Annotated in this window: 23 protein-coding genes; 11 read left to right on the top strand and 12 right to left on the bottom strand. The window is 51.4% G+C overall.

Annotation, left to right across the window (positions count from 1 at the left end):
- Positions 1 to 18: 18 nt before the first annotated feature.
- The 5 genes from AMM03_RS14370 to AMM03_RS03640 form a co-directional block, all read right to left on the bottom strand.
- Positions 19 to 105, bottom strand: coding sequence for a cupin domain-containing protein (locus AMM03_RS14370; protein ID WP_369793664.1), 87 nt, complete (start codon positions 103 to 105; stop codon positions 19 to 21).
- 109 nt (positions 106 to 214) lie between these two features.
- Entirely contained in the window at positions 215 to 952 is a 738-nt protein-coding gene (locus AMM03_RS03655; RefSeq protein ID WP_090129062.1) for an amino acid ABC transporter ATP-binding protein, read from the bottom strand.
- A gap of 27 nt (positions 953 to 979) precedes the next feature.
- Positions 980 to 1,648, bottom strand: coding sequence for an amino acid ABC transporter permease (locus AMM03_RS03650; protein WP_090129061.1), 669 nt, complete (start codon positions 1,646 to 1,648; stop codon positions 980 to 982).
- A 1-nt stretch (position 1,649) separates the two neighbouring features.
- A complete protein-coding gene (locus tag AMM03_RS03645) occupies positions 1,650 to 2,369 on the bottom strand; it encodes an amino acid ABC transporter permease (RefSeq protein ID WP_090129060.1) in 720 nt (239 codons plus the stop codon).
- A 131-nt stretch (positions 2,370 to 2,500) separates the two neighbouring features.
- Positions 2,501 to 3,391 carry a transporter substrate-binding domain-containing protein gene (locus tag AMM03_RS03640; protein ID WP_090129059.1) on the bottom strand — a complete coding sequence of 297 codons (891 nt, stop codon included), beginning with the start codon at positions 3,389 to 3,391 and terminating at the stop codon, positions 2,501 to 2,503.
- A gap of 262 nt (positions 3,392 to 3,653) precedes the next feature.
- Here AMM03_RS03640 and AMM03_RS03635 point away from each other — a divergent pair, with 262 nt between their 5' ends.
- The 3 genes from AMM03_RS03635 to AMM03_RS03625 are packed head-to-tail and all read left to right on the top strand — an operon-like array spanning position 3,654 to position 8,465.
- Positions 3,654 to 5,810, top strand: coding sequence for a thiamine pyrophosphate-dependent enzyme (locus AMM03_RS03635; RefSeq protein ID WP_090129058.1), 2,157 nt, complete (start codon positions 3,654 to 3,656; stop codon positions 5,808 to 5,810).
- 22 nt (positions 5,811 to 5,832) lie between these two features.
- The gene (locus AMM03_RS03630; RefSeq protein ID WP_090129057.1) at positions 5,833 to 7,419 is read left to right on the top strand and encodes an indolepyruvate oxidoreductase subunit beta family protein; all 1,587 of its coding nucleotides are present in this window, start codon (positions 5,833 to 5,835) and stop codon (positions 7,417 to 7,419) included.
- A gap of 35 nt (positions 7,420 to 7,454) precedes the next feature.
- Entirely contained in the window at positions 7,455 to 8,465 is a 1,011-nt protein-coding gene (locus AMM03_RS03625; RefSeq protein ID WP_090129056.1) for a Bug family tripartite tricarboxylate transporter substrate binding protein, read from the top strand.
- A 65-nt stretch (positions 8,466 to 8,530) separates the two neighbouring features.
- Here AMM03_RS03625 and AMM03_RS03620 read toward each other — a convergent pair whose 3' ends face one another.
- The 6 genes from AMM03_RS03620 to AMM03_RS03595 are packed head-to-tail and all read right to left on the bottom strand — an operon-like array spanning position 8,531 to position 13,667.
- Entirely contained in the window at positions 8,531 to 9,865 is a 1,335-nt protein-coding gene (locus AMM03_RS03620; RefSeq protein ID WP_194942748.1) for a TRAP transporter large permease, read from the bottom strand.
- Positions 9,862 to 10,359, bottom strand: coding sequence for a TRAP transporter small permease (locus AMM03_RS03615; protein WP_228764547.1), 498 nt, complete (start codon positions 10,357 to 10,359; stop codon positions 9,862 to 9,864). Before AMM03_RS03615 ends, AMM03_RS03620 begins: the two co-directional genes overlap by 4 nt.
- A 59-nt stretch (positions 10,360 to 10,418) precedes the next feature.
- Entirely contained in the window at positions 10,419 to 11,453 is a 1,035-nt protein-coding gene (locus AMM03_RS03610) for a TRAP transporter substrate-binding protein (protein WP_090129055.1), read from the bottom strand.
- Between the two features lie 52 nt (positions 11,454 to 11,505).
- Positions 11,506 to 11,814: a 2Fe-2S iron-sulfur cluster-binding protein gene (locus tag AMM03_RS03605; protein WP_090129054.1), complete on the bottom strand. Its 309-nt coding sequence runs from the start codon at positions 11,812 to 11,814 to the stop codon at positions 11,506 to 11,508.
- Positions 11,811 to 12,893, bottom strand: a complete 1,083-nt coding sequence (locus tag AMM03_RS03600; protein WP_090129053.1) for an aromatic ring-hydroxylating oxygenase subunit alpha — start codon at positions 12,891 to 12,893, stop codon at positions 11,811 to 11,813. Before AMM03_RS03600 ends, AMM03_RS03605 begins: the two co-directional genes overlap by 4 nt.
- 3 nt (positions 12,894 to 12,896) lie before the next feature.
- Complete coding sequence (locus tag AMM03_RS03595; protein WP_090129052.1) at positions 12,897 to 13,667, bottom strand: GntR family transcriptional regulator; 771 nt, start codon at positions 13,665 to 13,667, stop codon at positions 12,897 to 12,899.
- 129 nt (positions 13,668 to 13,796) lie between these two features.
- On the opposite strand from AMM03_RS03595, the gene AMM03_RS03590 reads away from it, so the two are divergent.
- Positions 13,797 to 14,222, top strand: a complete 426-nt coding sequence (locus tag AMM03_RS03590) for a molybdopterin cofactor-binding domain-containing protein (RefSeq protein ID WP_090129051.1) — start codon at positions 13,797 to 13,799, stop codon at positions 14,220 to 14,222.
- A 160-nt stretch (positions 14,223 to 14,382) separates the two neighbouring features.
- On the opposite strand, the gene AMM03_RS03585 is transcribed toward AMM03_RS03590, so the two are convergent.
- Positions 14,383 to 15,318 (bottom strand): LysR family transcriptional regulator, encoded by a 936-nt coding sequence (locus tag AMM03_RS03585; protein ID WP_090129050.1) that lies wholly within the window; start codon positions 15,316 to 15,318, stop codon positions 14,383 to 14,385.
- A 148-nt stretch (positions 15,319 to 15,466) separates the two neighbouring features.
- On the opposite strand from AMM03_RS03585, the gene AMM03_RS03580 reads away from it, so the two are divergent.
- The 7 genes from AMM03_RS03580 to AMM03_RS03550 all read left to right on the top strand — a co-directional run bounded on the left by AMM03_RS03580 (position 15,467) and on the right by AMM03_RS03550 (position 24,298).
- Positions 15,467 to 17,632 carry a thiamine pyrophosphate-dependent enzyme gene (locus tag AMM03_RS03580; RefSeq protein ID WP_090129049.1) on the top strand — a complete coding sequence of 722 codons (2,166 nt, stop codon included), beginning with the start codon at positions 15,467 to 15,469 and terminating at the stop codon, positions 17,630 to 17,632.
- Positions 17,633 to 17,643: 11 nt separating this feature from the next.
- On the top strand, positions 17,644 to 19,185 hold the full coding sequence (locus AMM03_RS03575) for an indolepyruvate oxidoreductase subunit beta family protein (RefSeq protein WP_090129330.1): 1,542 nt from the start codon (positions 17,644 to 17,646) through the stop codon (positions 19,183 to 19,185).
- A gap of 58 nt (positions 19,186 to 19,243) precedes the next feature.
- Positions 19,244 to 20,212: a TRAP transporter substrate-binding protein DctP gene (gene dctP / locus AMM03_RS03570; RefSeq protein ID WP_090129048.1), complete on the top strand. Its 969-nt coding sequence runs from the start codon at positions 19,244 to 19,246 to the stop codon at positions 20,210 to 20,212.
- Complete coding sequence (locus tag AMM03_RS03565; protein WP_090129047.1) at positions 20,209 to 20,739, top strand: TRAP transporter small permease; 531 nt, start codon at positions 20,209 to 20,211, stop codon at positions 20,737 to 20,739. Before dctP ends, AMM03_RS03565 begins: the two co-directional genes overlap by 4 nt.
- Positions 20,736 to 22,055, top strand: a complete 1,320-nt coding sequence (locus AMM03_RS03560; RefSeq protein ID WP_090129046.1) for a TRAP transporter large permease — start codon at positions 20,736 to 20,738, stop codon at positions 22,053 to 22,055. Before AMM03_RS03565 ends, AMM03_RS03560 begins: the two co-directional genes overlap by 4 nt.
- 119 nt (positions 22,056 to 22,174) lie before the next feature.
- The gene (locus tag AMM03_RS03555; protein ID WP_090129045.1) at positions 22,175 to 23,359 is read left to right on the top strand and encodes an ABC transporter substrate-binding protein; all 1,185 of its coding nucleotides are present in this window, start codon (positions 22,175 to 22,177) and stop codon (positions 23,357 to 23,359) included.
- A gap of 21 nt (positions 23,360 to 23,380) precedes the next feature.
- Positions 23,381 to 24,298: a branched-chain amino acid ABC transporter permease gene (locus AMM03_RS03550; protein WP_090129044.1), complete on the top strand. Its 918-nt coding sequence runs from the start codon at positions 23,381 to 23,383 to the stop codon at positions 24,296 to 24,298.
- Positions 24,299 to 24,300 lie beyond the last annotated feature (2 nt).

Here is a 24,300-nt window from a genome sequence, read left to right as displayed (position 1 = left end):
TTGAAATTTAGCTGAAATCTAAATGAGTAGATGTCCTGTTTTAACAAAAATAGTACAACCCTCTTTGCTGAAAGGTTTGTGCAGACTCATTTGAGGGCTTCTGATCTAACATGCGCCTTTCAACGCCTGCTTCGGGGCTGGAAGTCAATGGCAGGTCATGGTGATTGATCACGACCCTTTGGCTGTAATCAGCACTGATGTTCATTATTGAACGTCAGTGCTGCAGAATCTTGTTCAAGAAATCTTTGGTCCGAGGCTGTCGATTTTCTGGATGATTGAAGAATTCATCCTTGGAGCAGTCTTCCAAAATGCGGCCACCCACATCGATAAAGATCACGCGGTTGGCCACCTTGCGAGCAAAGCCCATCTCGTGCGTCACCACCATCATGGTCATGCCTTCGTGGGCCAGTTGCACCATGACATCTAACACCTCACCCACCATCTCGGGGTCGAGCGCTGAGGTGGGCTCGTCAAACAACATCACAATGGGGTCCATCGACAAGGCACGGGCAATGGCCACGCGCTGCTGCTGACCTCCCGACAGTTGGCCTGGAAACTTGTCCTTGTGCGCCAACAGGCCCACACGATCGAGCATTTTGAGGCCGCGCTCTCGCGCTTCGTCTTCTGAACGACCCAGCACCTTAACCTGTGCAATCGTTAGGTTTTCAGTGACCGACAGGTGCGGGAAAAGCTCAAAGCTTTGAAACACCATGCCCACGCGCGAACGCAGTTGGGGCAAATTGGTGCCGGCATCCATGAGTGACACGCCATCGACATGAATGCTGCCCTGCTGAACCGGCTCTAGGCCATTGACCGTTTTAATGAGGGTGGACTTGCCCGAACCCGAGGGACCGCAAACCACCACCACATCGCCTTTGTTGATGCTGACAGAACAGTCGTTAAGCACCTGCACAGGGCCATACCATTTCGAGACATTTTTAATTTCAATCATTTTTATTCCTCAATTTCAGCACGTGCTTTAGCGCACGATGGCAATCCTGGCCTGCAGGCGTTTGACGCTCCAGGACAGTGCAAAACAGATTACAAAATAGACCGCTGCGGCCATGATGTAAGCCTCTTCGGGTCGGCCATAAATCTTGCCTGCGTTGGTAAAGCCCTTGAGCAAGTCGTAGGCGCCAATGGCATACACCAGCGAGGTGTCTTGAAACAAAATGATGGTTTGCGTCAGCAGCACCGGCAGCATGTTGCGAAAAGCCTGCGGCAAAATAATCAGGCGCATGTTCTGCCCATAGGTCATGCCCAAGGCCTGCCCAGCAAACACCTGCGCACGTGGAATAGACTGAATGCCTGCGCGCATGATTTCGCTGAAATACGCAGCCTCAAAGGCCACGAAGGTGATGATGGCCGACCACTCGGCCCCAATGGGGCGACCGATCAAAAACGGCATGAGCAGGTAGAACCAAAGAATGACCATGACCAGCGGCACAGAGCGCATGCCGTTGACATAGAACGTAGCCGGAGCTGCCAAAAATTTGGAGCCTGAAAGGCGCATGAGCGCCAGCACCGTGCCAAAAATAACGCCGCCAATGGTGGCAGTGATGGTCAGCTGCACACTGAAAATAAGGCCGTTCCAGACAAACTTGCGCAGCATGTCCAGATCGAAAAAGGAAAGGTCGAGTCCAAACATGTCAGTGACCTCCGCTTCCGCCAGAAACAATGAAACCAGGTACGCGCATTTTCTTTTCGATTAGCGCAAAGACGCGGTTGACCGTGAAGGCAGACAAGGCATACAAGCCCGTAACGGCCAAGTACACCTCAATGCCACGCGAGGTTTCTTCTTGCACCTGCATGGCATACATGGTGAGTTCTGCAATGGACACCGCAAAGGCCACTGAAGAGTTTTTCAGCAGGTTCATAGACTCGCTGGTAAGCGGCGGCAAGATGATGCGAAAGGCCATTGGCAAAATCACATAGCGGTACGACTGCGCGGTGGTAAAGCCCATGGCCATGGCCGCATAACTTTGTCCCTTGGGCAACGACTGAATACCTGCACGGACCTGCTCGGCAATGCGCGCCGAAGTAAAAAAGCCCAAAGCAAAAACGACCAACAAGAATCCAGGCACTTGTTGAAAAGCAGGGAAGATTTTGGGCACCACAAAGTACCACAAGAAAATTTGGACCAGCAGCGGTATGTTGCGAAACAACTCCACCCAGGCATAGGCCAGCGCCGACACCACGGGACGCCCGGGCAAGGTGCGCAAAGTGCCCACCACGGCGCCGACACTCATGGCCACCACCCAGGAGCAACCCGCCACGGCCAAGGTCCAGCGCCAGGCTTCAAACATCCATTCCAGATAGGTCCGGCCACTGCCGTCATCGGCCAAAAAAAACTGCCAATCCCATGTCATTGTGATTTCCTATCTCTGCACAATACGCAACTGAAGCCCAACTCAAGCCAAACACAAGCCCAAATCGATTTCCCAAAAAGAAAACCCCGCCCAAGTTATCCCCGGCGGGGTTTGCTCAAAGTCTGGAAGGCTTACTTCTTGGCGTAGTCTTCAGCAGGCTTGTCGTTCAGGTTGGCCCAAGCGGTTTTGGTGGCATCGCTGGCAGCCAAGCCCACGCGGGTGTTCTTTGGTGGAATGGGTTGCATGAACCACTTGTCATACATTTTGGCCATGTCGCCGCTCTTGACCAAATCACGCACGGTGTCGTCAGCCAATTTCTTGAAGGCGGGATCGTCTTTGCGAATCATGATGGCAATGGGCTCGACGTTGAGCACTTCACCCACGATTTTGAAGTCGGCAGGGGCTTTGGCAGTGGCAATGTTGCCAGCCAAGATTTGACCGTCCATGACAAAAGCGTCAGCACGACCTGATTCCAACAGCAAGAAGCTGTCGGCGTGGTCTTTGCCAAAGACTTCTTTGAAGTCAATGCCATTGGCGCGCTCGTGCTTGCGCAGCAATTGCACGGAAGTGGTGCCTGTGGTGGTCGCCACGTTGCGGTCTTTCAATTGCGCGATGGAAGTGATGCCAGAGTTGGCCTTCACAGCAATGCGAACTTCTTCCACAAAAGTGGTCAAGACAAACGCAACGTCTTTTTGGCGAGCAGCGTTATTGGTGGTGGAGCCACACTCGATGTCGACAGTGCCGTTTTGCACCAAAGGAATGCGGTTTTGTGAGGTGACCGCCTGGTACTTCACTTCGACTTTTTTGCCAGCAGCTTTTTCGACGTTGGCAATGATGCGTTGACAGACTTCATAGTGGAAGCCAGCGTACTTGCCATCACCCAAGGTGTAGGACAAAGCACCTGATGAATCGCGCACACCCATGGTAATGGTGCCTGAGCCCTTCACCTTGGCAATGGTGTCTGCTTGAGCAGCGACACAGGTCAACGCAGCAATGGCAACCGCCAGCAATTGTTTTTTCATAGGTTTCTCCAGAAATTAAAACGAAAAGTTCAAGGACAGCTAATTTTCAGCAGCTGCGCACCAGAATGGTCAGGCTTAAAACCACACCCTCCAGTGTATGCACAAAATATGCCTAATTTATTAACAAGCCTTCACTATAGAGAATTTATCGTCAGCACCTTATCAGGGTGTTCCCGAGGGTGACCTCAGGTAGACAGGCTCCTTGGCTATAGTAGTTCATCATGCAGGTGCTGCCTGAGCATCAATAGACTTGGAGTTACTTTTGGAAGTATCGTTTCACGAAGAAATCAAGGCCCTTCGCATGGGCCATGGTGAAGTATTTAGAGGCGAAGGCATTCTGGCCATCACCAAAGGCTTGCTTCAATCGGGCGTGGCCTATGTCGGTGGCTACCAAGGTGCCCCTGTTTCTCACCTTTTAGATGTGATGGTGCAGGCCAAGCCCTACATGGATGAGTTGGGCGTACATGTAGAAGCCTGCTCCAATGAAGCCTCGGCTGCCGCCATGTTGGGCGCCTCTATTCATTACCCCATTCGCGGGGCCGTCACTTGGAAATCCATTGTGGGCACCAATGTGGCGGCCGATGCCTTGTCCAACTTGTCATCCCCAGGCGTTACAGGGGGCGTGCTGATTGTGGTGGGCGAAGATTACGGCGAAGGTGCCAGCGTCATTCAAGAACGGACGCATGCCTATGCCTTGAAATCGGGCATGTGCTTGCTTGACCCCCGGCCCGAGCTGGGTCAAATGGTCAACATGGTCGAGCAAGGTTTCCGATTGTCTGAGGCCTCCAACATGCCCGTCATGATGGAACTGCGCATTCGCGCTTGTCATGTGCGCGGTGAATTTGTGGCCAAAACCAATCAAGCCCCTTTGCTTTCAAAGAAGAATTTGATTGCTGAGCCCGCTGGCTTTGATTACATGCGCTTGGCACATCCGCCGGTTACTTTTGCACAAGAGAAACGCAAAGTGGCACACCGGCTGCCAGCTGCACGCGAGTTCATTCAGGCCAACAAGTTGAACGAACATTTTCCAGGCAGCCAGCACAAGCATTTGGGTTTGATTGTGCAAGGAGGTCTGTACAACACCCTGATCAGGGCACTGCAGCAATTTGATTTAGCCGATGCCTTTGGTGTTTCAAGTGTCTCCATTTTGGTTTTGAACGTCACCTATCCGTTGGTACCCGATGAGCTGGTAGATTTTTGCAAAGACAAGTCGGCCGTTCTTTTGTTGGAAGAAGGGCAGCCTGAGTACATTGAGCAAGAGTTGGCACTGATGCTAAGGCGTTTGGATTTGCAAACGCCCCTGCATGGCAAAGACATGTTGCCCTCGGGTGGCGAGTACACCGCCGAAGTCATGGCTGATGGCTTGTTGAATTTTCTGAATCGCCACGAGCCCAATGCAGTACCCACATCCACTCAAGAATGGTTGCAAGGCAATATCAAAAGGCGGCAAGAAGTTCAAGCCATGTTGGGCACACCTGTGCCTGCACGGCCCCCCAGCATGTGCATTGGCTGCCCCGAGCGCCCTGTTTTTTCTGCTTTGAAATTGGCCCAAGAAACAGTAGGCCCTGTGCATATCTCTGGTGACATTGGTTGCCATGCGCTTGCCACGTTTGAGCCGTTTTCAGTAGGCCATTCCATTTTGGGCTATGGCATGAGCTTGGCCAGCCGTGCGGGCGTCTCGCCCCTCATGAAGCGCCGAGTTTTGTCGGTCATGGGCGACGGTGGCTTCTGGCACAACGGTTTGCTAACAGGCGTTCAAAGCGCGCTGTTCAATGGCGACGACGCAGTATTGCTGATCTTTAAAAATGGCTACACGTCGGCCACTGGCACGCAAGACATTATCAACACACCCACCGAGTTGTCTAAAGAAATTAACAGCGACAAACGAGAAAGTTTGGTGCACACCAACCATGTGATCGAGTCTACGCTAAAGGGCTTGGGAGTGAAGTGGCTCAAAACAGTTCACACCTATGAAGTTGCCCAAATGCAGGCCACGCTCACTGAAGCTTTTACCACCGACTTTCAGGGACTGAAAGTCATTGTGGCGGAGGGTGAATGCCAGCTTGAAAGGCAACGTCGCATCAAACCTTGGCTGGCCTCTTTGCTGGCCAAAGGCCAACGTGTTGAGCGTGTGAAGTATGGTGTTGATGAAGATGTTTGCAATGGCGATCATGCATGCATTCGGCTCTCTGGTTGCCCCACCCTCACTTTGAAGGACAACCCCGATCCTTTGAAAGTTGACCCTGTGGCTACCGTCATTGATGGTTGTGTTGGTTGTGGTTTGTGCGGAGAAAACGCCCATGCAGCCACTTTGTGTCCTTCCTTTTACCGAGCAGAAGTGGTTCAGAATCCTGGCCAGTGGGAGCGCATGGGCGCACGCCTTCAGACGTGGTTCACCCGCTTTTTGCAACCTGCCTAATGGCAACTGAATAGATATCAACATGACACAAGCAGTATCGATTTTGTTGTGCGCCTTGGGCGGCGAAGGCGGTGGCGTCTTGGCCGATTGGCTGGTGGAAGTTGCGCGTGTAGCCAACTACCCTGCTCAAGCCACTTCTATTCCTGGCGTGGCTCAGCGCACAGGTGCAACCACTTACTATCTTGAAATTTTTCCCGTTTCAAACAGTCAACTGAACGGGCAAAAACCAGTCCTGGGTTTAAACCCTTTGCCTGGCCGATTAGATGCCTTGATTTCTTCCGAGTTGTTAGAAACCGCAAGGCAAATTGGCAATGGGTTTGCATCCTCAGACCGTACCTGCATCATCAGCTCATCTTCGCGCGCACTGACCACGGCCGAGAAAATGGTCATGGGCGATGGTCGCCGTGACGACGCACCCCTGTTCAATGTCATTGCTGCCAATAGCTTAAGACACCATGTACTGGACATGGCAGCCATGTGCCAGCAAGCGGGCACCATGGTCAGCGCTGTCATGTTGGGTGCCATTGCAGCCAGTGGTTTGCTGCCGTTTGAGCGCCGTCATTACGAAGCGGTGTTGTCTGGTAACAGCAATGCGGCAAAAGCCAGCCTGCGTGGATTTACCTTGGCCTTCGATCGGGTCAGCCTGCAACGCGAACAAGCGCAGTATGTTGAAAAAGTATTGACACCTGCTGCGCCCAAGACAAGTTCTGCACCCGCCTTGCCAGCGCAGGTTGCGCAGCAATTTCCCAAACACACGCACGAGTTGTTGGCTTTGGCATTTGATCGTTTGGTGCAATACCAAAGTGAGTCCTATGCCCAGCTCATGGTGACCCGCTTGTCAAATTTAAAAGCCATTGAATTGGCCAGCCCTGCTGCTTCTGCCGAATGCCCGGTCACCACAGAAACCATTCGATGGTTGGCACTGTGGATGGCGTTTGACGACATCATTCAAGTGGCCCATCTAAAAAGCAAAGCAACGCGTTGGCAACGTGTGTCCACTGAAGTCAAACTCAAAGAAGGTGAATTGCTAAAAGTCTACGACCACTTCAAACCAGGTGTGCCTGAGATAGCAGCCATGTTGCCCTCTACTTGGGCACAGGCTTTATTGAAGTGGGATCGTGCACGCATTGCAAAAGGCAAGGCTGCTTGGTCTATGCCCATTAAGTTAGCGCGTCATTCCGTTGTGGGTCTTGTGAGTTTGCGTATCTTGGCTGCCATGCGCGTGCTGCGCCCTATCGGCAGCCGTTATGCCAGCGAACAATTGTTGATAGAAGAATGGCTAACTGGCATTGGCCAAGCTTGCGTTCGTTCGCCCGCACTGGCTTTAGAAGTTGCACGCTGTGGACAACTCATCAAGGGCTATGGCAGCACCAATGAGCGCGGCAAAGACAACTTGCTTCACATCTTGCGGACGGTCTGTCAGCCTTCAGCGGTTAAATCGTTAGAAGAACAAACTGCTGTGGTAGCGCAAATTAGAAAAGTGGCACTCCAAGATGAAAAAGGTCAGCAATTTGACCTGGCCCTGCTGCAACATGGTGCGCCAGCGCGCCCCGTCAAAGAACAACCTATTTTGTGGATGAAAAATCCAAGGTTAACCAAAGCTTCATAAGCCGCTGAATTTGAATCAATTTATTAGGAGACAGCATGAAACATAACAATCCATCCAATTTCAGCTTCCAGATCAACAGGCGAGTCTTGGCTACTGCGTTGTCAGCGCTTTTGCTGGGCCCCGCATTGTGTGCCAGTGCGCTGGCCCAAGCTTGGCCCTCCAAGCCCATCAAGGTGGTGGTTAACTTTCCACCAGGTGGCGCAGCCGATCAAATAGCGCGTGCTATTGGCATTCCTTTGGCAGAAGCTTTAGGCCAGCCCGTCGTGATTGAAAACAGAGGCGGTGCCAATGGCAACCTTGGCGGCGACATGGTGGCCAAATCAGCGCCCGATGGCTATACCCTGCTCATGAGCTCGGGCGGCATGGTGTCTGTGAACCCGCATATTTATCCGCGCATGTCTTTTGATCCAGCCAAGGACCTGGTACCTGTAGCTTCAGCTGCCAGAGTGCTGGTTTATTTGGTGGCCAAGCCCACTTTGCCAGTCGACAACATTCAAGGATTTTTAAAGTACGTCAAAGACAATCCAGGCAAACTGTCCTATGGCTCTGCAGGCAACGGCAGCTCACCCCATTTGGCTGGTGAAATGATGAAGAGCCAGGCCGGCTTGTTTGCTGTTCACGTGCCATACCGAGGCGCCGCACCCGCATTGCAAGATGTATTGGCCGGCCAGCTTGATTTTTACTTTGATCCTGGTATTGGTCTGGGTCAAGTACGCGCAGGCAAGCTCAAACTCTTGGCGGTGGGTAGCCTGAAGCGTTCACCTTTGTTCCCCAATGTGCCCACCTTGGATGAGGCTGGCCTTAAAAGTTTTGATGCTGACTCCGTGTTTGGGTTTTATGCACCGGCCGGTACGCCCGCTGATGTGATTGCCAAGGTCAACCGAGAAATCAATCGCATTTTGTCGACCCAGACATTGAAAGATCGCATCATGAATTTGGGCGGCGAGGCTCTGCCTTTAACGCCCGCTGAGTTTGGTGCGCGCGCAAATGATGACTCCAAGCGATTTGGCGAAATTATTCGCGAACGTAAAATTGTGGGCGATTGACAGAAAGTCAATCATTAACCATTCAGATGTTGTACGTGGACATTCTTGCGATTGGGTTCAATAGTTCAGCGAGTAAATAAAACACCCACCAACCACAAACTCAAAGCCGGGACAAAAAGTAAAACGGCCAAACGAAGAATGTCCCAAATTAAGAATGGCACCAAACCTTTGTAGGTTTCAGACATTGGAACGTCACGAGCCAAGTTGTTGACCACGTAGACGTTCAAGCCAACGGGTGGGGCAATCAAGCCAAAGCTGACTGTCATTAGCACCAAAATTCCGAACCACAACGCTTTGAGCTCGTAAGACAGACCCCATAAGTCCAGCGCCATCACAGCAGGAAATATGACAGGAATGGTCAACAAGAGCATTGACAACTCGTCCATGACGCATCCCAACACAATGTACAAAATCAAAACAGCTGTCACGATACCTAGAGGTGCAACAGGCAAGCCGGACACCCAAGTGGCGACCATTTTGGGCATTTCGGTTAAAGCCAATGTGGCATTCATCATGTCTGCGCCGAGAAAAATCAGAAAGACCATGGCGGTGGTTTCTGCAGTGCTAAGCAAAGCGACTTGCATGCCGGAGAGTGTCAAATCTTTTTTGGCCAGCCCCACCAACATGGTCAAGACAGCGCCAATACCAGCCCCCTCAGTGGGTGAGAAAAAGCCACCATAAATTCCTGCAAACACAATGAAAAAGACGCCAACGACAGGCCAAATGGCGATCAATGCGCTCCATTTTTCTGAACCGGCCAAGGTTGGACTCAGGGGTGCCATGTCGGGACGCGATCTGGCATAAAGAAAAATTACCAAGAGGTATCCCGTCATGGCCAAGATACCAGGTACAAGGGCAGCCGCAAACAGTTTGGCAATGTTTTGCTCAGTCAATATGGCGTAAACCACCAGGGGTACCGAAGGTGGAATCAAAATACCCAGCGTGCCACCTGCCGCCAATGAAGCTGTAGACAAACGGCCCATATAGCCATGCCGACGCATCTCGGGATAGGCCACTTGCGTGATGGTGGCGGAGGTCGCAACAGATGAACCACAAACTGCACCAAAAGCGCCAGCAGACAATACAGAGGCCATGGCCAGACCCCCCCTTACATGCCCCACCAAGGCAGCAGCTGCCTTGAACAAGTCGCGACTCAATCCACCTTGTGTGGCAAATTGTCCCATCAGTAGAAACAAGGGAATCACACTCAGTTCATAAACCGTCAGACGCGCTACAGCGCTGCCTTTAAGGAAGTTAAGTGTGGTGATGCTATCGCTCATTAACCAATAGCCGACCAAGCCAGGAATGAACATGGCGACAGCGATAGGCACACGCAAAGCCATGAGCAAAATCATGACCACAAACATGGCCAAACCAATTTGAGGGGCCATCGAGCTCATGCTTGCGCCTCATGTTCAAGGGAAGTCCACCCGGACAAGGCTTGCATCAAGGCCACCCACCCGGCCAAGGCTAAGCCTGGCGCTAAACAAGCATAAGCCCACCACATGGGCAAGCTAATGATCATGGTGGTTTCACCTGCTTCACGAACAGACAGGGCACCCACACTGGTTCGCCACGCCAACAACCAATACAGCACAATCAGCAGCAGGTTGCCCATTGCGTCTAAAGATTGTCTGGTTTTGTTAGAGGTCGATTGGGTAAAAAAATCAACAATGATGTTGGCTCTTTGCAACTGACAAAACGGCAGGCAAAGGGATATGGCAAAAGCAATTCCCATTTGAGTCATTTCGACATCCCCTGGAATGGGCTGAGACCAACCGGCTCGCATGATCACGCTCAAGGTGGTCAACAACCCTGTGATCAGTGCAACCGCTGCACCTATGACCGCAAAAAGACGGCACACAGGCGCCAGCATCAATGTCGAAAGAAACATCAACAGTCCAATTTAAATTTAGCAAATCTGCCCCTCATCAAAGAGGGGCAGGTACAAGATCACTTGGTGTATTTTTTAATCAAGTCTTTGGCATCTTGCAACATTTGTTTGCCGGGCAAACCACGCTTGTCCATGTCAGCAACCCACTCTTCATAAAGAGGCGCTGAAGCTTGAATCCAGCGATCAGTTTCTGCTGCATCAATTTTGTTGAACGTGTTGCCGCGTGCAATTGCTGCATTGCGGCCAGGTACAGTCGCTTCATCCCAATAACGTCCAATGGTGCGAGACAATGCAGCACCGCTGTGCTTGTCAATCACACTCTTCAGATCTGCGGGCAGGCTGTCGTACTTGGCCTGGTTCATGGCCATGACAAAACCTGCTGTGAACATCGAAGGACGGCTTTGTTCAATTTCGGTGTGAAATTTACTGACCTCGTGCAACTTAAAGGCGGGAATAATTTCCCAAGCAGTCAAGAAACCATCGATGGTGCCTTTGGTCATGGCATCGGCCACTGGCGGAATAGGCATGCCCACCGGTGTTGCACCAAGTCTGGCCAACAACTTAGAAGATTGGCGGCTGGCCGCGCGGATCTTCAGACCCTTAAAGTCGTTCATGTTTTTGATGGACTTGCTTGAAGTACTGACGAAGCCTTCGTCATGAACCCAGGTTGCCAAAATTTTGGTACCCGCAAATTCTTTGGTAGCGTACTTGCTGTAAAAATCCCAAGCAGCGGCTGAAGCAGCTTCGGCGGTGTTGGTCATGAAAGGTAATTCCAATGCCTCCATGATGGGGAAGCGGCCTGGCGTGTAGCCGGGCAGCGTCAGCACCACGTCGTCCACACCGTCTTTCACGCGGTCAACCAATTGAGCCGGCGTACCGCCACCTGTCATGGCGGGCAAAATTTGGCAGCGCATGCGATTGTTAGAGTCTTTGGCAATGGCTTCACACCAAGGCGTTACAACGCGTGAGTGGCCCATGGCCACTGTAGGCCAAATGTGGTGCACTTTGAGAAGCACTTCCTGAGCTTGCGCTTGCGCTGCAGCTGCAAGGGCAAGCACTGCTGTGCCTTGTAAGAGTCGTTTTTTAAAAGTCATGGTTGTCTCCTGGTTGGTTGGTTTTGAAAATTTAAAAAGGGGTGAATTTAATTCAGATATCTAGCACCAAAACAGCTGTCTGGCTGCGCGAGCAGCAAATCATCATTTGGGTGTTGGCCTCTTGCTCTTCTGGTGTCAAAAACATGTCCCAGTGATCTGGCTGTCCGGCCAACACCTTGGTCAGGCAAGTGCCGCAAACACCTTGCTCACAGGCAAACGGAACGTCAACACCGGCGTCACTTAATACTCGCAAGATAGACTGGTCGGCAGGGACACGGTACTTCTCGCCACGTTTTGCTAAATGCACTTCAAAAGCCCCGTCGGCTCCCAATGGGGTCTTCGTTAGATCATCGTTGCTCATGGGTTAACTCCATGGGTGATACCTTCAGGCTCAAGACTGCTGCTGGCCTGTTCTTGAGCCAAGAGACGGTCGATGATTCTGCGAGATTGCACGCCGCCCGAGTCGATGTTGAGCAGCAGCAATTTTCGGTCGGGCCATTTGCTGATGTTAGCCTGCTGCAACTGCAACATCTCCATGTCCTCGTTAAAAATCTTGCCTTGTCCCTCACGAATTTTGATCGTGAGCTCTGCATCATGTGGCTTGAACTGACGCGCCATACCCCAGTGGTACCAATGCGAAGTTTCAGTCTCAGGCGTGATGAAGTCTACGACCACGCTATACGCTTTGTCCGCTGGGTCGGCATCAAAGCCGCCTCGCCCTGCTAGGGCAACACCGACGTCAATCATGATGTGACTGGGCGGTGTAAAGCGACAAATCTGCCAGCGGTCTACGCGAGCATTGGGGTCTAGACCGTTGGCGCTCATTGCCATTTGCCAAAACGGTGGCGCCTGAATGCCCTCCATGTGACGCTGCAAGATCACCTTGTCACCCTCTACGGTGGTTTTGCATGGCGTCTCATCGATCTCGGGTTGACCAATGCTGTTGGCATGAACATAAGTCTCGTGGGTCAAGTCCATCAAGTTGTCGACCATGAGTCGGTAATCGGCTTTGACATGATACAAACCACCACCGTAGGCCCATGCGGGGTTATCAAAAAACTCAAAGCTAGGCATCAATGCCTCGTCGACCTGTGATTGATCCCCCGGCCAAACCCACACAAAACCATAGCGCTCGATCACCGCATAGTTTTTGATGGCAGGAAATCCACGGACGCGCTGCCCTGGCATGTGAACGGTTTTGCCCTCGCAACCCATCTCCAAACCATGGTACCCGCAAACTAACTTACCTTCACACACTTTGCCAAGTGACAAAGGCGCACCACGATGCGGACAAAAGTCTTCTACTGCCGCAACCTTATTTTCTGGGCCCTTGAAAAATACCATTTGTTCGTTGCAAATGGTACGGCCAAGGGGTCTCGTCCCTAAGCCGTCCAGTTCATCTATTGAACAGGCCACATACCAAGTATTTTTAATAAAAATAATTCACCTCTTGTTTTTAATTAGTTGAACACCCGGTGTGACCGAGGGCTGTGGATTTTGTAACGCCAGCCCCAAATTGTGGCGTGCAATGCGGGAATGTTCGCGCATGAGTGCTTCTGCACGACCGGCCTCGCGCTGCGCAATGGCTTGTAACACTTGACGATGCTGATGTTGCGCCACGACCAGCAAATCGCGGGCATCTGGCTTGCTGGCCTGCACCCCGACAAAGCCGGAAGCAGAAGCGAATGGCAGACTTGATGCCCGCTCAATTTCACGAGCCAAAACTGCACTACCTGCCATCTCAGACAACATTTTGTGAAAACAAGCGTTCAAACGAACGTAAGCAGAAAAATCTTCGTCATCCAGACCCCCCTGGCGCATCACTTGATCGATTTGGTCAAGACAGGCATCGGCCTCTTGAAGCAGCACTGGACTAACACCTCTCTCTGCGGCCAACCGCGCCGCCAGTCCTTCGAGCGTGCCGCGTAGCTCAATGGCGTCGGCCACATCATGCTCAGAGAAAGTGCGCACGGCATAACCTCCCCCAGGCAAGGCGTCGAGTAAACCTTCTTGGCCAAGACGCATGAGGGCAACTCGAATAGGGGTGCGTGACATGCCCAGACGTTCTACCAACGCCAACTCTGCAATGCGACTTCCTGCAGCCAGATGGCCAGCCAAGATCAATTCACGCAGGCGCTGCTGCGCCTTAACGGCCTGCGTGCTGCCTTCTTCAGCAGCATCCGGGTCCTGAATGTGAATTTTCAAAGAGTGCATGTGTGGGTTTTGAGAAAACGAGATTAAACCACTCAACTCGATTTTCTGTATACAGAATCACCCTAATATCCCCAGTTCAGCCTGCCATTTGGGCGAAAAAATAGGGTTTTTGTATCCCAAAACTCTTGGATGTGCCTTAAAAATACTTGTAGAAAGCCCTCAAAGACGACAAGCAACAGACAAACTGGAAAAATCAAAGTCCATCACATGTGGCTGGCTGTTGATCCTGGCTTGGCAATTCAACCAACTAACGTGTTGGCTCAACTTGAAGGGGCTGCCGTGTTTGGATTGTCAGTTGCCCTTCTTGAGGAGTTAACCATCCAAAATGGCGCACCTGTTCAATCGTACTTCCATGACTACCAAGTGCTGCGAATGAGTGAAATGCCCGAAATCCATACGAAGCTTGTTCAGTCTGATGCTGCTCCCACCGGCATGGGTGAAATTGGGGTATTGCCCGTGGCACCTGCCATCGCCAACGCCATCTTCCAACTCACGGGCAAACGTTTGCGTTCTTTGCCAATGTCGCCGCAACGCGTGAAAAGCGCATTGACCTGATCAACAAGTCAAACACCCTGTTGATTTAGTAAAGCCAAAAGCCACTGACTTAAAAATCAGTGGCTTTTTTAATTTTCTAACCGGTGTTTGGCCCTAGAACAAAAGAAGACGGATTTAATATTTGCGCTTAGAAGAAGTGCGCTACAAGTGTGGAAAGAAATCATTGTCTAGAAATATTTTTTCTAAATCGCTGAAATAACTTGCACACCAAATCGCGCATCCAAATATGTCGCGAATCAGTGTCGGTACTCTTGTGCCAAATTATTTGAACCTCATAAACCGGTGCATCCGTGATGTCCCAAACGCGAAGATCTTGACGGGTCTTCAATTCGCGCACAAACATCTCTGGAATGATGCCTACCAAATCAGTTTGGCGAACTATGTCGGGCATGGCACTAAAGTGCCTAGATCGCAAGACAATGCGCTCTTCCAATTTCATTCGCGTCAACATTTTTTCAACACTGCCATGAAATGTGGCAGTGGGTGAAGCTACGGCAAAACCCGACTGACGAAGCTGTTCCAAGCTCAAGGTTTTACCGGCCCTACCGCTGGGCGGCTTCCAATTCAATGAAGTCACCGCCATATAGCGCTCATGAAACAGCAGCTCAGAGCGAATACCACGATGCTCAGGTGCCAAAATGCCTACGGCCAAATCAATTTCACGCGATTCGAGTGCTGCTGTCACCTGATCCGCATTCACCGCGATATTGGACAAACGTGCATGTGGCGCATCGATGCGCAAAGCTGCTGCCAACTTCGGAAGAAACATCATTTCGCCCAAATCAGACAAAGAAATTTTCCAGTGCACATCGCTATTGGCAGGGTCAAATTCTTGCCTTCCCACCAACATAGACTCCATCAGCAGAAGCTGCTCGTGCATGTCGGCCGCCAATTGCTCACACAATCTGGTGGGCTTGAGACCCGTGGGCGCACGAACAAAGAGCTCATCCTCAAAAAAGTCGCGTAAACGGGCCAACGCATTGCTGGTTGCTGGCTGAGACAAGGCCAGAGACTTTCCAGCCAAGGTGACAGAGCCCGTTCGGTGAATAGCCACCAAAACGCGCAAAAGGTTCAAGTCAAGCTGCCGAAAATTCATACCATGCACCTCCTAAGGGTAAGGCCTAATTATTCACCAAATCAATGAACGATATTTGATTTATCCATTTGTCGAATGTTGAAATCTATCCTAAATTGCAATAAATATTGAACTCAAAACACAGTTCATTCAAAAGGACATTGCAACAATGGCTGAACGTTCATTCCTTGCAGAGGTTGAAAAACTCAAGCTGGGTGCCGGTGAAGAATTTCACGGCGAAGGTATTTTGGCTGTCACCAAAGCCTTGTTGCAGTCAGGTGTGTCCTACGTTGCGGGCTACCAAGGGGCGCCCATCTCTCACTTAATGGATGTGCTCACAGACGCCAACGATATCTTGGCTGAATTGGGAGTTCACTTTGAACACAGTGCCTCTGAAGCCACGGCCACAGCCACTTTGGCAGCTTCGGTGAATTACCCGCTTCGAGGCGCAGTCACCTTCAAGTCGACCGTTGGTACCAATGTCGCCTCTGATGCTTTGGCCAATTTGGCATCTGGCGGTGTCATCGGCGGGGCCATGCTCATTGTGGGCGAGGACTACGGCGAAGGTTCAAGCATCATGCAAGAGCGCTCGCATGCATTTGCCATGAAATCACAGGTGTGGCTCTTAGACCCCCGACCCAATTTGCCCAGCATTGTTAAAGCTGTGGAGCAAGGCTTTGAGTTGTCGGAGGCCAGCAATACCCCTGTCATGCTGGAGCTTCGCATTCGCGCCTGTCACGTGCACGGCCATTTTGCGACCAAAGACAATGTGCGGCCGGCCTTCACGCTCAAAGATGCCATTGAGCATCCCAAACGTGATGTCAATCGCATTGTGCTTCCACCTTCCAGTTATTTGCACGAGCAAGAGAAGGTCAAAGAACGCTGGCCAGCTGCTGTCAAATTTATTCAAGAAAATCAGCTCAATGAGTTTTTTGCCAGCGATGCCAATGACTTTGGCATTGTGATGCAAGGCGGCCTGTACAACGGCGTGCTTCGCGCTCTGGAAATTCTCGGCCTGGCCAATGCATTTGGTGAGTCCCAAATTCCTCTTTATGTTTTGAATGTCACCTACCCTTTGGTTGACGATGAATTCAAAACCTTCTGCACCGGGAAGCGTGGGCTCTTCATTGTGGAAGAAGGGCAACCCGACTTCATTGAACAAAACATTCATTCCATCTTGCGCAAAGCCGATCTGCAGACGCGCGTACATGGCAAAGATTTCTTACCCATGGCGGGAGAGTACACGGGCGGCGTGATGTTGCAAGGCATCAAAAAGTTCATTGAACTTTATGCGCCTGAATTGCTGAATAACGCCAGGCACCAGGTTCCAGCCATTCAAAGCAATGCCCTGATAAACCAGGTGATTGCCGAAGCTACGGCCCAAGTGCTTCCGCGGCCGCCATCCTTTTGCACAGGCTGTCCTGAGAGGCCCATCTTCACAGCCATCAAGATGCTTGAAAAAGAGCTGGGGCCGCGTCACATCAGCTGCGACATCGGCTGTCACCTGTTTTCTATCTTGCCCCCCTTCAATGTTGGCGCAACCACCATGGGCTATGGTTTAGGTTGGGCCGGCGCTTCCGCTTTCAATACACCTGAAACCGAACACCGAACCATGGCCATCATGGGCGATGGTGGCTTTTGGCACAACGGTCTCACCAGTGGCGTTGGCAACGCCGTTTTCAATCAAACAGACAATGTTTTGCTAGTGGTTGACAACGGCTACTCAGCCGCAACAGGCGGTCAAGACGTTTTGTCTTCCAAAGCCATCAACCCGATTCGAAGCACCAACAACCCCATTGAAAAAGCGGTGAAGGGTGTGGGGGTCGATTGGGTCAAAACCGTCACACACACCTACAGCTTAGATCAAATGCGAGGTGCCCTGCGAGAAGCTCTAACCACGCAAACCAAAGGCCCCAAAGTGGTGATTGCGCAAAGTGAGTGCATGCTCAACCGTCAGCGACGGGTGAAGCCTCAAATTAGGCAACGCATCAAACAAGGCGAGCGCGTGGTTCGAGAAAAATTTGGCGTGGATCCCGACACGTGCACAGGAGATCACTCCTGCATCCGTTTGTCGGGCTGTCCCTCATTGAGCATCAAAGCCAATCCAGACCCCTTGAGAACTGACCCCGTTGTTGCAGTGGCCGACAGCTGTGTGGGCTGTGGCTTGTGCGGCGAAGTTTCCCATGCGGCGGTTTTATGTCCCTCGTTTTATCGGGCGGAGATTATCAATAATCCGAGCGGATGGGATCGCTTCAAAGTCAAATTGCGCAAGTGGATCATTGGTCGATTGCAAAACCGCATTGAACGTCGCTTACAGGGCATCTCGGCTGCTTGATGGACACGAGAATGAACCCTACACAATCACAATCGCACGCCATCACCATTGCCATCTTGGCGATGGGTGGAGAAGGTGGCGGCGTTTTAGCCGATTGGCTGGTCGATCTGGCTGAACACAATGGCTTTGTGGCTCAAACCACCTCGGTTCCTGGTGTGGCACAACGCACAGGCGCCACGATTTATTACCTTGAAATGTTTAACAAGGCCCTGATTCCCGAAGGTCGAGAGCCTGTGTTCGCACTCAGTCCCTTCCCTGGCCACGTCGACATTGTGTTGGCTTCTGAGTTAATGGAAGCTGGCCGAGCTCTTCAACGCGGCTTGGTCAATTCGGAACGCACAACCCTCATCACTTCTTCGCACCGTGTTTATGCCATGACAGAACGCATTGCAATGGGCGATGGGCGCATGGACTCTGAAAAACTGTTGGCAGGCGCCAAAGCGGCAGCACACCAATTCATCGCAGCAGATTTCTCAACCATGGCCGAGAGTTTTGGCAGCTTGATTGGCCCCGCTTTGTATGGCGCCTTGGCCGCTTCAGGCCAACTCCCATTCACACGCGAGCAGTTTGAAGCCACCATTCAACGCGGCGGTATTGGTGTGTCGTCCAGTCTTCAAGCATTTAGTGCAGCTTTCCATGAAGCGCAACGCCAATTGAGCGGCGGCGCATCATCCACCCCAGAACCTCAAGGCGCCAAGCACTCGCATCTCCCTGCCGTAGGGCCCCGATTACAAGCATTGGCTCAAAGAATTCAGTCAGAGTTCCGTCCTGCTGCGCAAGCCCATCTGCTAGCTGGCATTGAACGCATGACCGACTACCAAAGCGAAGTCTATGCCGCGCTGTATTTAGACAGGCTAAAACCAATCAACCAACAGGCACCTAGCAATGACGAAGGTGATGAGCTGGTGTCCGAAGCTGCTAGGCACTTGGCCTTGTGGATGAGCTATGAGGACACCGTGCGCGTGGCCGATTTAAAAATTCGCCGCTCACGTTTTGAACGAGTGAGCCATGAAGTCAAACAAAGCACCGAACAATTTTTAGACATCCATGAATTTTTGCATCCGCGCGTCGAAGAGATTGCAGACACATTGCCAGTCTCAATCGGAAATTGGCTGCTTAAAACCACCTGGGCACGCCAGCTGCTAGGGCGCTTTACCCAAAAGGGACGAATTGTCAAAACGACATCCCTGCGAGGTTACCTGCTCCTGTATTTCATCGCCTCTTTGCGCGTGACACGTCCTTACTCTTTGCGATTTTTTCACGAACAAGAACGCATCAACGCTTGGTTGACATGCATCACCCATCTGATTCACACCAACGCGAAATTGGCCTTGCAAGTCGTCAAGGCCCAACAATTGGTGAAGGGCTACGGCGATACACACAGCCGTGGTTGGCGCAATTTCCAACGTTTGATCACGGCCCTGCCATTGTTTCAAAATGAACCAGACGCTGCAGATAAGCTTCTACAGCTTCAAAAAATTGCACTGAATGACGACTCAGAACAAGAACTGTTGACAAGTTTAAGGGCGCAGGGTTTACTGCATCCGAATTGATAGCCACCGTATCGAACACCATTTTTTTGACTGACCCCCTCACACAGGAGACAACACCATGAAGACAAAAATCATCAAATCGGCGCTAGTTCTGGCCATTGCAGCCGCTAGCAGCGCAACCGTTTCGGCGCAAGAAGTTACGCTGCGCTTGGTCAGTGCATTTGCTGAAAACGGCATCTATGTGCAACACCTGCTGCCTTGGATCAGCAAAGTCAACGCCGAGGGCAAAGGTGTTTTGCAGATCAATTTCATTGGTGGTCCCAAAGCCATTCCAACCTTTGAGGTAGGCAATGCAGTCAAAACAGGTGTGGTTGACATGGCCCTGAACACTGGCGCTTTTTATACCAATGTGATGCCAGAGGCTGATTTTCTGAAGCTCACCCAAATTCCAGTGGCGGAGCAGCGCAAAAACGGCGCCTTCGATGCCATCAACAAAGTATGGAATGAAAAAGGCAATATGCAGTATTTGGCGCGTACGGTTGAGAGCCAACCTTTCCACATTTACACCAACAAGAAAGTAGACAAGCCCGATTTAAGTGGCCAGAAAATTCGCATCACACCGGTCTACCGTGATTTTTTCCAATCACTGAACGCCAATGTCATTACAACGCCGCCAGGCGAGGTCTACACAGCACTTGAGCGTGGTGTTGTAGATGGCTATGGTTGGCCCATTGGTGGCATCTTTGATTTGAACTGGCACGAAAAAACCAAGTTTCGCATTGACCCCGGTTTCTACGATGCCGAAGTGTCCTTGGTCATGAACTTGCCCGCCTACAAAAAGCTCACTGACGCACAGCGCAACTATTTGCAAAAACAATTGCTGGCTTTAGAAGCTGAGAACACATTCTGGGTAAAGTACGGCATCGACGAAACTGCGCGTCAAGCCAAGGCTGGCATTCAAACCATTTCTTTTGATGCGGCCACAAGCAAAGCCTACAAAGACAAAGCTTATGACATTGCTTGGACGTCTGCATTAAAGCAAAGCCCAGAAATTGCCGCCAGATTCAAATCATTGTTTTCTAAATGATTGACAAACTTTCTGAAGCCTACGGGCGTTTTATTTCAGCACTGGCACTCTTCGGGTGTCTGTTGCTGTTAGCCATGATGCTCATCATCGTGACCGATGTGGCCTTGCGCAATTTTGCTGTCAGTGGTGGGCCACAGGGCCTAGGCTGGAGCAATGAGGTTTCAGAATTTTTGTTGTATTTAATAACGCTCAGTGTGGCACCTTGGCTGCTGCGCCAAGGGCAACACATTCGAGTGGATATTCTGCTGCAAGCCATTCCTAAAAAATTAGCTTGGGCACTTGAGTGGGTGGGCGATCTATTGGGTCTGGCATGTTGCCTTGTGATGAGCACGTATGGTGCTCAAGCCACATGGGCCAGCTACAGTGCCAACTCACTCAGCATCAAAACATTGGTCACGCCCGAATGGTGGTCATTGGCACCTTTGCCCGTGGTTTTCATTTTGCTCAGCATTGAAATGATCTTTCGCATGCACCGGCTTTGGCTGGCAGAACGAGGCCCACGCAGTGACGCGGTGAGTGCAGCATGAATACTTGGCAATTTGCAGCATGCCTCATGCTGGGTGGCTCCACGGTTTTGCTGTTCATTGGTATGCCTGTGGCCCTCACGTTCATTGGCATCAACATTGTGGGTGCTTGGCTTTATATGGGAGGCGAACCTGGCATGGTTCAACTGGCTCGCAGCAGTGTGAGTTCTGTCATGGCCTTTTCTTTAACGCCTATTCCCCTCTTTGTGCTTATGGGCGAGATCTTGTTTCACACAGGCTTGGCCTTCAAAGTGATTGAAGGTGTAGAGCGCCTGATCTTGCGCGTACCTGGCCGCTTGGCTGTGGTGGCTGTGGTGGCTGGTACGGTGTTCTCGGCCATTTCAGGGTCAACCATTGCCACCACCGCCATGCTGGGATCCCTGATGCTGCCTGTCATGTTGAAAAGGGGCTATCACCCGACCATTGCCACAGGCCCCATCATGGCCATTGGCGCCGTTGACATGTTGATTCCACCCTCAGCACTGACGGTCTTGCTGGGTTCTTTGTCAGGCATTTCTATTTCTAAATTGCTCATTGGCGGTGTCTTGCCCGGCATCTTGTTGTCCATTTCATTTGTGGCATGGATCATCATTCGAGTGCGCATTAGCCCCCATTTAGCACCTGAAGAAACCAATGCCGTCGTCCACAAAGGTTGGAACCGTTGGCAACCTTTCTTTGCTTATGTCTTGCCCACACTGTCTATTTTTGGCGTTGTGGTCGGTGCTTTGGCCGCTGGCTGGGCCACGCCCACTGAATGTGCGGCATTGGGTGCGTTTGCAACCATGGTGTTGGCAGCGCTCTACAAATCTTTGAAGTGGGATGCCGTTCTGAAATCACTCAAGGGAACGGCGGGTATTTCAGGCATGATCCTCTTCATCATTTTGGGCGCCACCACCTTTGCCCAAATTCTGTCGTTTTCAGGAGCCAGTACGGGCTTGGTGCAATTTATTACCGGGCAAGGTTTGTCGACGGAATGGATTGTGGTGGGCATGATGCTGATGCTTATTTTCTTGGGCATCTTTGTCGACCAAGTCAGCATGATGATGATCACCTTGCCCATATTCATGCCCATCGTGAATGCTTTAGGTGTCGATCCTATTTGGTTTGGCGTCATGTTCCTGATCTGCATGCAGTTAGGCCTGTTACTGCCACCCCATGGTTTGTTGCTCATGACCATGCGCGGCGTAGCGCCCCCTTCAGTCACCATGGCTCATATTTTTATAGCTGTAGGGCCTTATGTACTGATGAGTTTGTTTTTATTGCTGGCAGTTTTTTTCATTCCAGGCATCGCCACGTGGCTTCCTAAGTGGATTGGCTAACTTTAAGTTTTTTAAGCGGGAAAACCCTGACTTGGATGTCTTTCAATTTCAGCAAAGAATGCAGGGTTATCAAAGAGAGTGTTTGTAAGTCATTTTTTCGGTCTAACCAGGAGTACTTTATGTCTTTTCCCTTCGTAAAAAGTCTTGTCACCCTAGCTGCTGCGGCCACCTTGGCTATGCAACCTGCATTGGCGGCCGATAAAGTAAAAGTTGGCTTTGTCAGCACGCTGTCGGGCCCTTCTGCAGCACTTGGCGTGGACATTCGCGATGCCTTCATGCTGGCGGTCAAACTCAATGGTGGAAAGCTGGGCGGCTTACCCGCCGATGTGTCTATTTCCGACGACCAATTCAAACCCGATGTGGGCAAACAATTGTTCGAGCGCTATGTCAAACGCGACAAAGTTGATTTCTTAACAGGCGTTGTATTCTCCAACATCATGTTGGCAGGTTTGCCTGAAGCGGTCGAAAGCAAGACCATCTACCTGAGCCCTAATGCAGCGCCCTCACCCATTGCAGGTGCGCAGTGCACTCCGTACTTCTTTGCAGTGTCTTGGCCCAATGACGCTTACCACGAAGCGGCAGGTCAACATGCCACCAATCAAAAAGTAAAGTCTGCCTACTTGCTGGCGCCCAATTATCAAGCGGGCAAAGATTCATTGGCTGGCTTCAAACGATTCTTTAAAGGCAACGTGACCGGTGAGGTTTACACCAAATTGGGCCAATTGGATTACTCCGCTGAATTGGCTGAGATCCGTGCCGCCAAACCTGAAGTGGTGTACACATTTTTACCAGGCGGCATGGGCATCAACTTCATCAAGCAGTTCATGGCCGCTGGTTTGAACAAAGACATCCGTCTGATTCAGCCTGGCTTTGGCGCTGACCAAGATGTGATTCGCGCTGTGGGCAATGACATGCTGGGCATTTTTGACACCGCTCACTGGGGTCTAGATTTGCCAAACGAAGCCAATAAGAAGTTTGTGGCCGAGTTTGAAAAAGAATACAAACGCCTCCCAACTTTGTACGCAGCTCAAGGTTATGACACCGCTTTGCTGATTGATGCTGCTGTGCGTGCGGCCAATGGCAAGATTGAAGACAAAGAGGCCATGATCAAAACATTGAAAACGGTGAAGTTCAATTCTGTTCGAGGCGACTTCCGTTTCAACACCAACCAGTACCCTATCCAAAACTATTACCTGCGTGAAGTCCAAAAAGATGCACAAGGTCGTTTGGTGAATCGCATTGTGGGCCAGCCCGTCATGACCAACCATGGAGATGCCTACGTCAAAGACTGCCCCATGAAGTAATTGGGGGGTTAAGATCTCCCCATGAGCAGTATTTTGTTGTTAGAGCAGGCCTTGAATGGCCTGCAGTTTGGCTTGATGTTGTTCTTGCTAGCGTCTGGCTTAACGCTGGTGTTCGGCATCATGGACATGATCAACTTGGCCCACGGCGCCCTCTACATGGTGGGCGCCTTTCTGGCCGCTTGGTTGGTTCAACTCACGCAGTCGTTCTTGCTGGGCGTTGTCTTGGCCGTGGGGCTCACCGCAGTGGTGGGTATGGTGTTGGAAGCCACCCTGCTTAGAACACTTTATGCGCGCGATCACTTGTCTCAAGTGCTGGCCACATTCGCCCTCATTCTCATCATCAATGAATCGGTTCGCATGATCTGGGGCTCAGACTTGGCCTTGTCTGCGCCACAAGCCCTGTCGGGCCCTGTTGAACTGTTGCCTGGTTTGCTGTACCCAAGCTACCGACTCGTGATCATTGCGGTGGGATTGGCCATTGCGTTGCTGTTGTTTTTGATGGTGACACAAACACGCATGGGCGCTTGGGTGCGTGCAGGCGCATCGAATCGCGAAATGGCCATGGCCATGGGCATCAACATCAAGGTGCTCTTCACAGGAGTTTTTGGCATCGGTGCAGCATTGTGTGCTGTGGCCGGCGCCATGTTAGGCCCTCTGTTGGCTGTTCAAGTTGGCATGGGAGAGAACATCCTCATTCTGGCCTTTGTGGTCATTGTGATTGGCGGCATTGGCTCAGTTTGGGGTGCCTTTGTGGGTGCCATCTTGGTGGGCTTTGTCGATACGCTGGGCCGCACTCTCTTGCCACATTTGTTCCGCGAAATTTTCTCACCTCAATTTGCCAGTGCAGCTGGCCCTGCTGTTGCATCCATCTTGGTTTATGTCTTGATGGCTGCGGTACTTTTTGTTCGCCCTCAAGGGCTTTTTTCCGGTCGCTCTTAAAG

Origin of the sequence: Limnohabitans sp. Rim11 (assembly GCF_001269365.1) — a bacterium.
Classification (GTDB): domain Bacteria; phylum Pseudomonadota; class Gammaproteobacteria; order Burkholderiales; family Burkholderiaceae_C; genus Limnohabitans_A.
Note: the sequence above shows the minus strand (reverse complement) of the source record. Positions and strands in the feature narration are given on the sequence as shown.

Bases quoted from the DNA above. Each gene is read 5' to 3' on its own strand.
- AMM03_RS03595 (WP_090129052.1), bottom strand. From the start codon at position 13,667: ATGCACTCTTTGAAAATTCACATTCAGGACCCGGATGCTGCTGAAGAA.
- AMM03_RS03555 (WP_090129045.1), top strand. From the start codon at position 22,175: ATGTCTTTTCCCTTCGTAAAAAGTCTTGTCACCCTAGCTGCTGCGGCC.
- AMM03_RS03585 (WP_090129050.1), bottom strand. From the start codon at position 15,318: ATGAATTTTCGGCAGCTTGACTTGAACCTTTTGCGCGTTTTGGTGGCT.
- AMM03_RS03610 (WP_090129055.1), bottom strand. From the start codon at position 11,453: ATGACTTTTAAAAAACGACTCTTACAAGGCACAGCAGTGCTTGCCCTT.
- AMM03_RS03565 (WP_090129047.1), top strand. From the start codon at position 20,209: ATGATTGACAAACTTTCTGAAGCCTACGGGCGTTTTATTTCAGCACTG.
- AMM03_RS03605 (WP_090129054.1), bottom strand. From the start codon at position 11,814: ATGAGCAACGATGATCTAACGAAGACCCCATTGGGAGCCGACGGGGCT.
- AMM03_RS03620 (WP_194942748.1), bottom strand. From the start codon at position 9,865: ATGAGCTCGATGGCCCCTCAAATTGGTTTGGCCATGTTTGTGGTCATG.
- AMM03_RS03575 (WP_090129330.1), top strand. From the start codon at position 17,644: ATGAACCCTACACAATCACAATCGCACGCCATCACCATTGCCATCTTG.
- AMM03_RS03650 (WP_090129061.1), bottom strand. From the start codon at position 1,648: ATGTTTGGACTCGACCTTTCCTTTTTCGATCTGGACATGCTGCGCAAG.
- AMM03_RS03590 (WP_090129051.1), top strand. From the start codon at position 13,797: ATGTGCCTTAAAAATACTTGTAGAAAGCCCTCAAAGACGACAAGCAAC.
- AMM03_RS03645 (WP_090129060.1), bottom strand. From the start codon at position 2,369: ATGACATGGGATTGGCAGTTTTTTTTGGCCGATGACGGCAGTGGCCGG.
- AMM03_RS03655 (WP_090129062.1), bottom strand. From the start codon at position 952: ATGATTGAAATTAAAAATGTCTCGAAATGGTATGGCCCTGTGCAGGTG.
- AMM03_RS03615 (WP_228764547.1), bottom strand. From the start codon at position 10,359: ATGTTTCTTTCGACATTGATGCTGGCGCCTGTGTGCCGTCTTTTTGCG.
- dctP (WP_090129048.1), top strand. From the start codon at position 19,244: ATGAAGACAAAAATCATCAAATCGGCGCTAGTTCTGGCCATTGCAGCC.
- AMM03_RS03580 (WP_090129049.1), top strand. From the start codon at position 15,467: ATGGCTGAACGTTCATTCCTTGCAGAGGTTGAAAAACTCAAGCTGGGT.
- AMM03_RS03560 (WP_090129046.1), top strand. From the start codon at position 20,736: ATGAATACTTGGCAATTTGCAGCATGCCTCATGCTGGGTGGCTCCACG.
- AMM03_RS03550 (WP_090129044.1), top strand. From the start codon at position 23,381: ATGAGCAGTATTTTGTTGTTAGAGCAGGCCTTGAATGGCCTGCAGTTT.
- AMM03_RS03625 (WP_090129056.1), top strand. From the start codon at position 7,455: ATGAAACATAACAATCCATCCAATTTCAGCTTCCAGATCAACAGGCGA.
- AMM03_RS03630 (WP_090129057.1), top strand. From the start codon at position 5,833: ATGACACAAGCAGTATCGATTTTGTTGTGCGCCTTGGGCGGCGAAGGC.
- AMM03_RS03640 (WP_090129059.1), bottom strand. From the start codon at position 3,391: ATGAAAAAACAATTGCTGGCGGTTGCCATTGCTGCGTTGACCTGTGTC.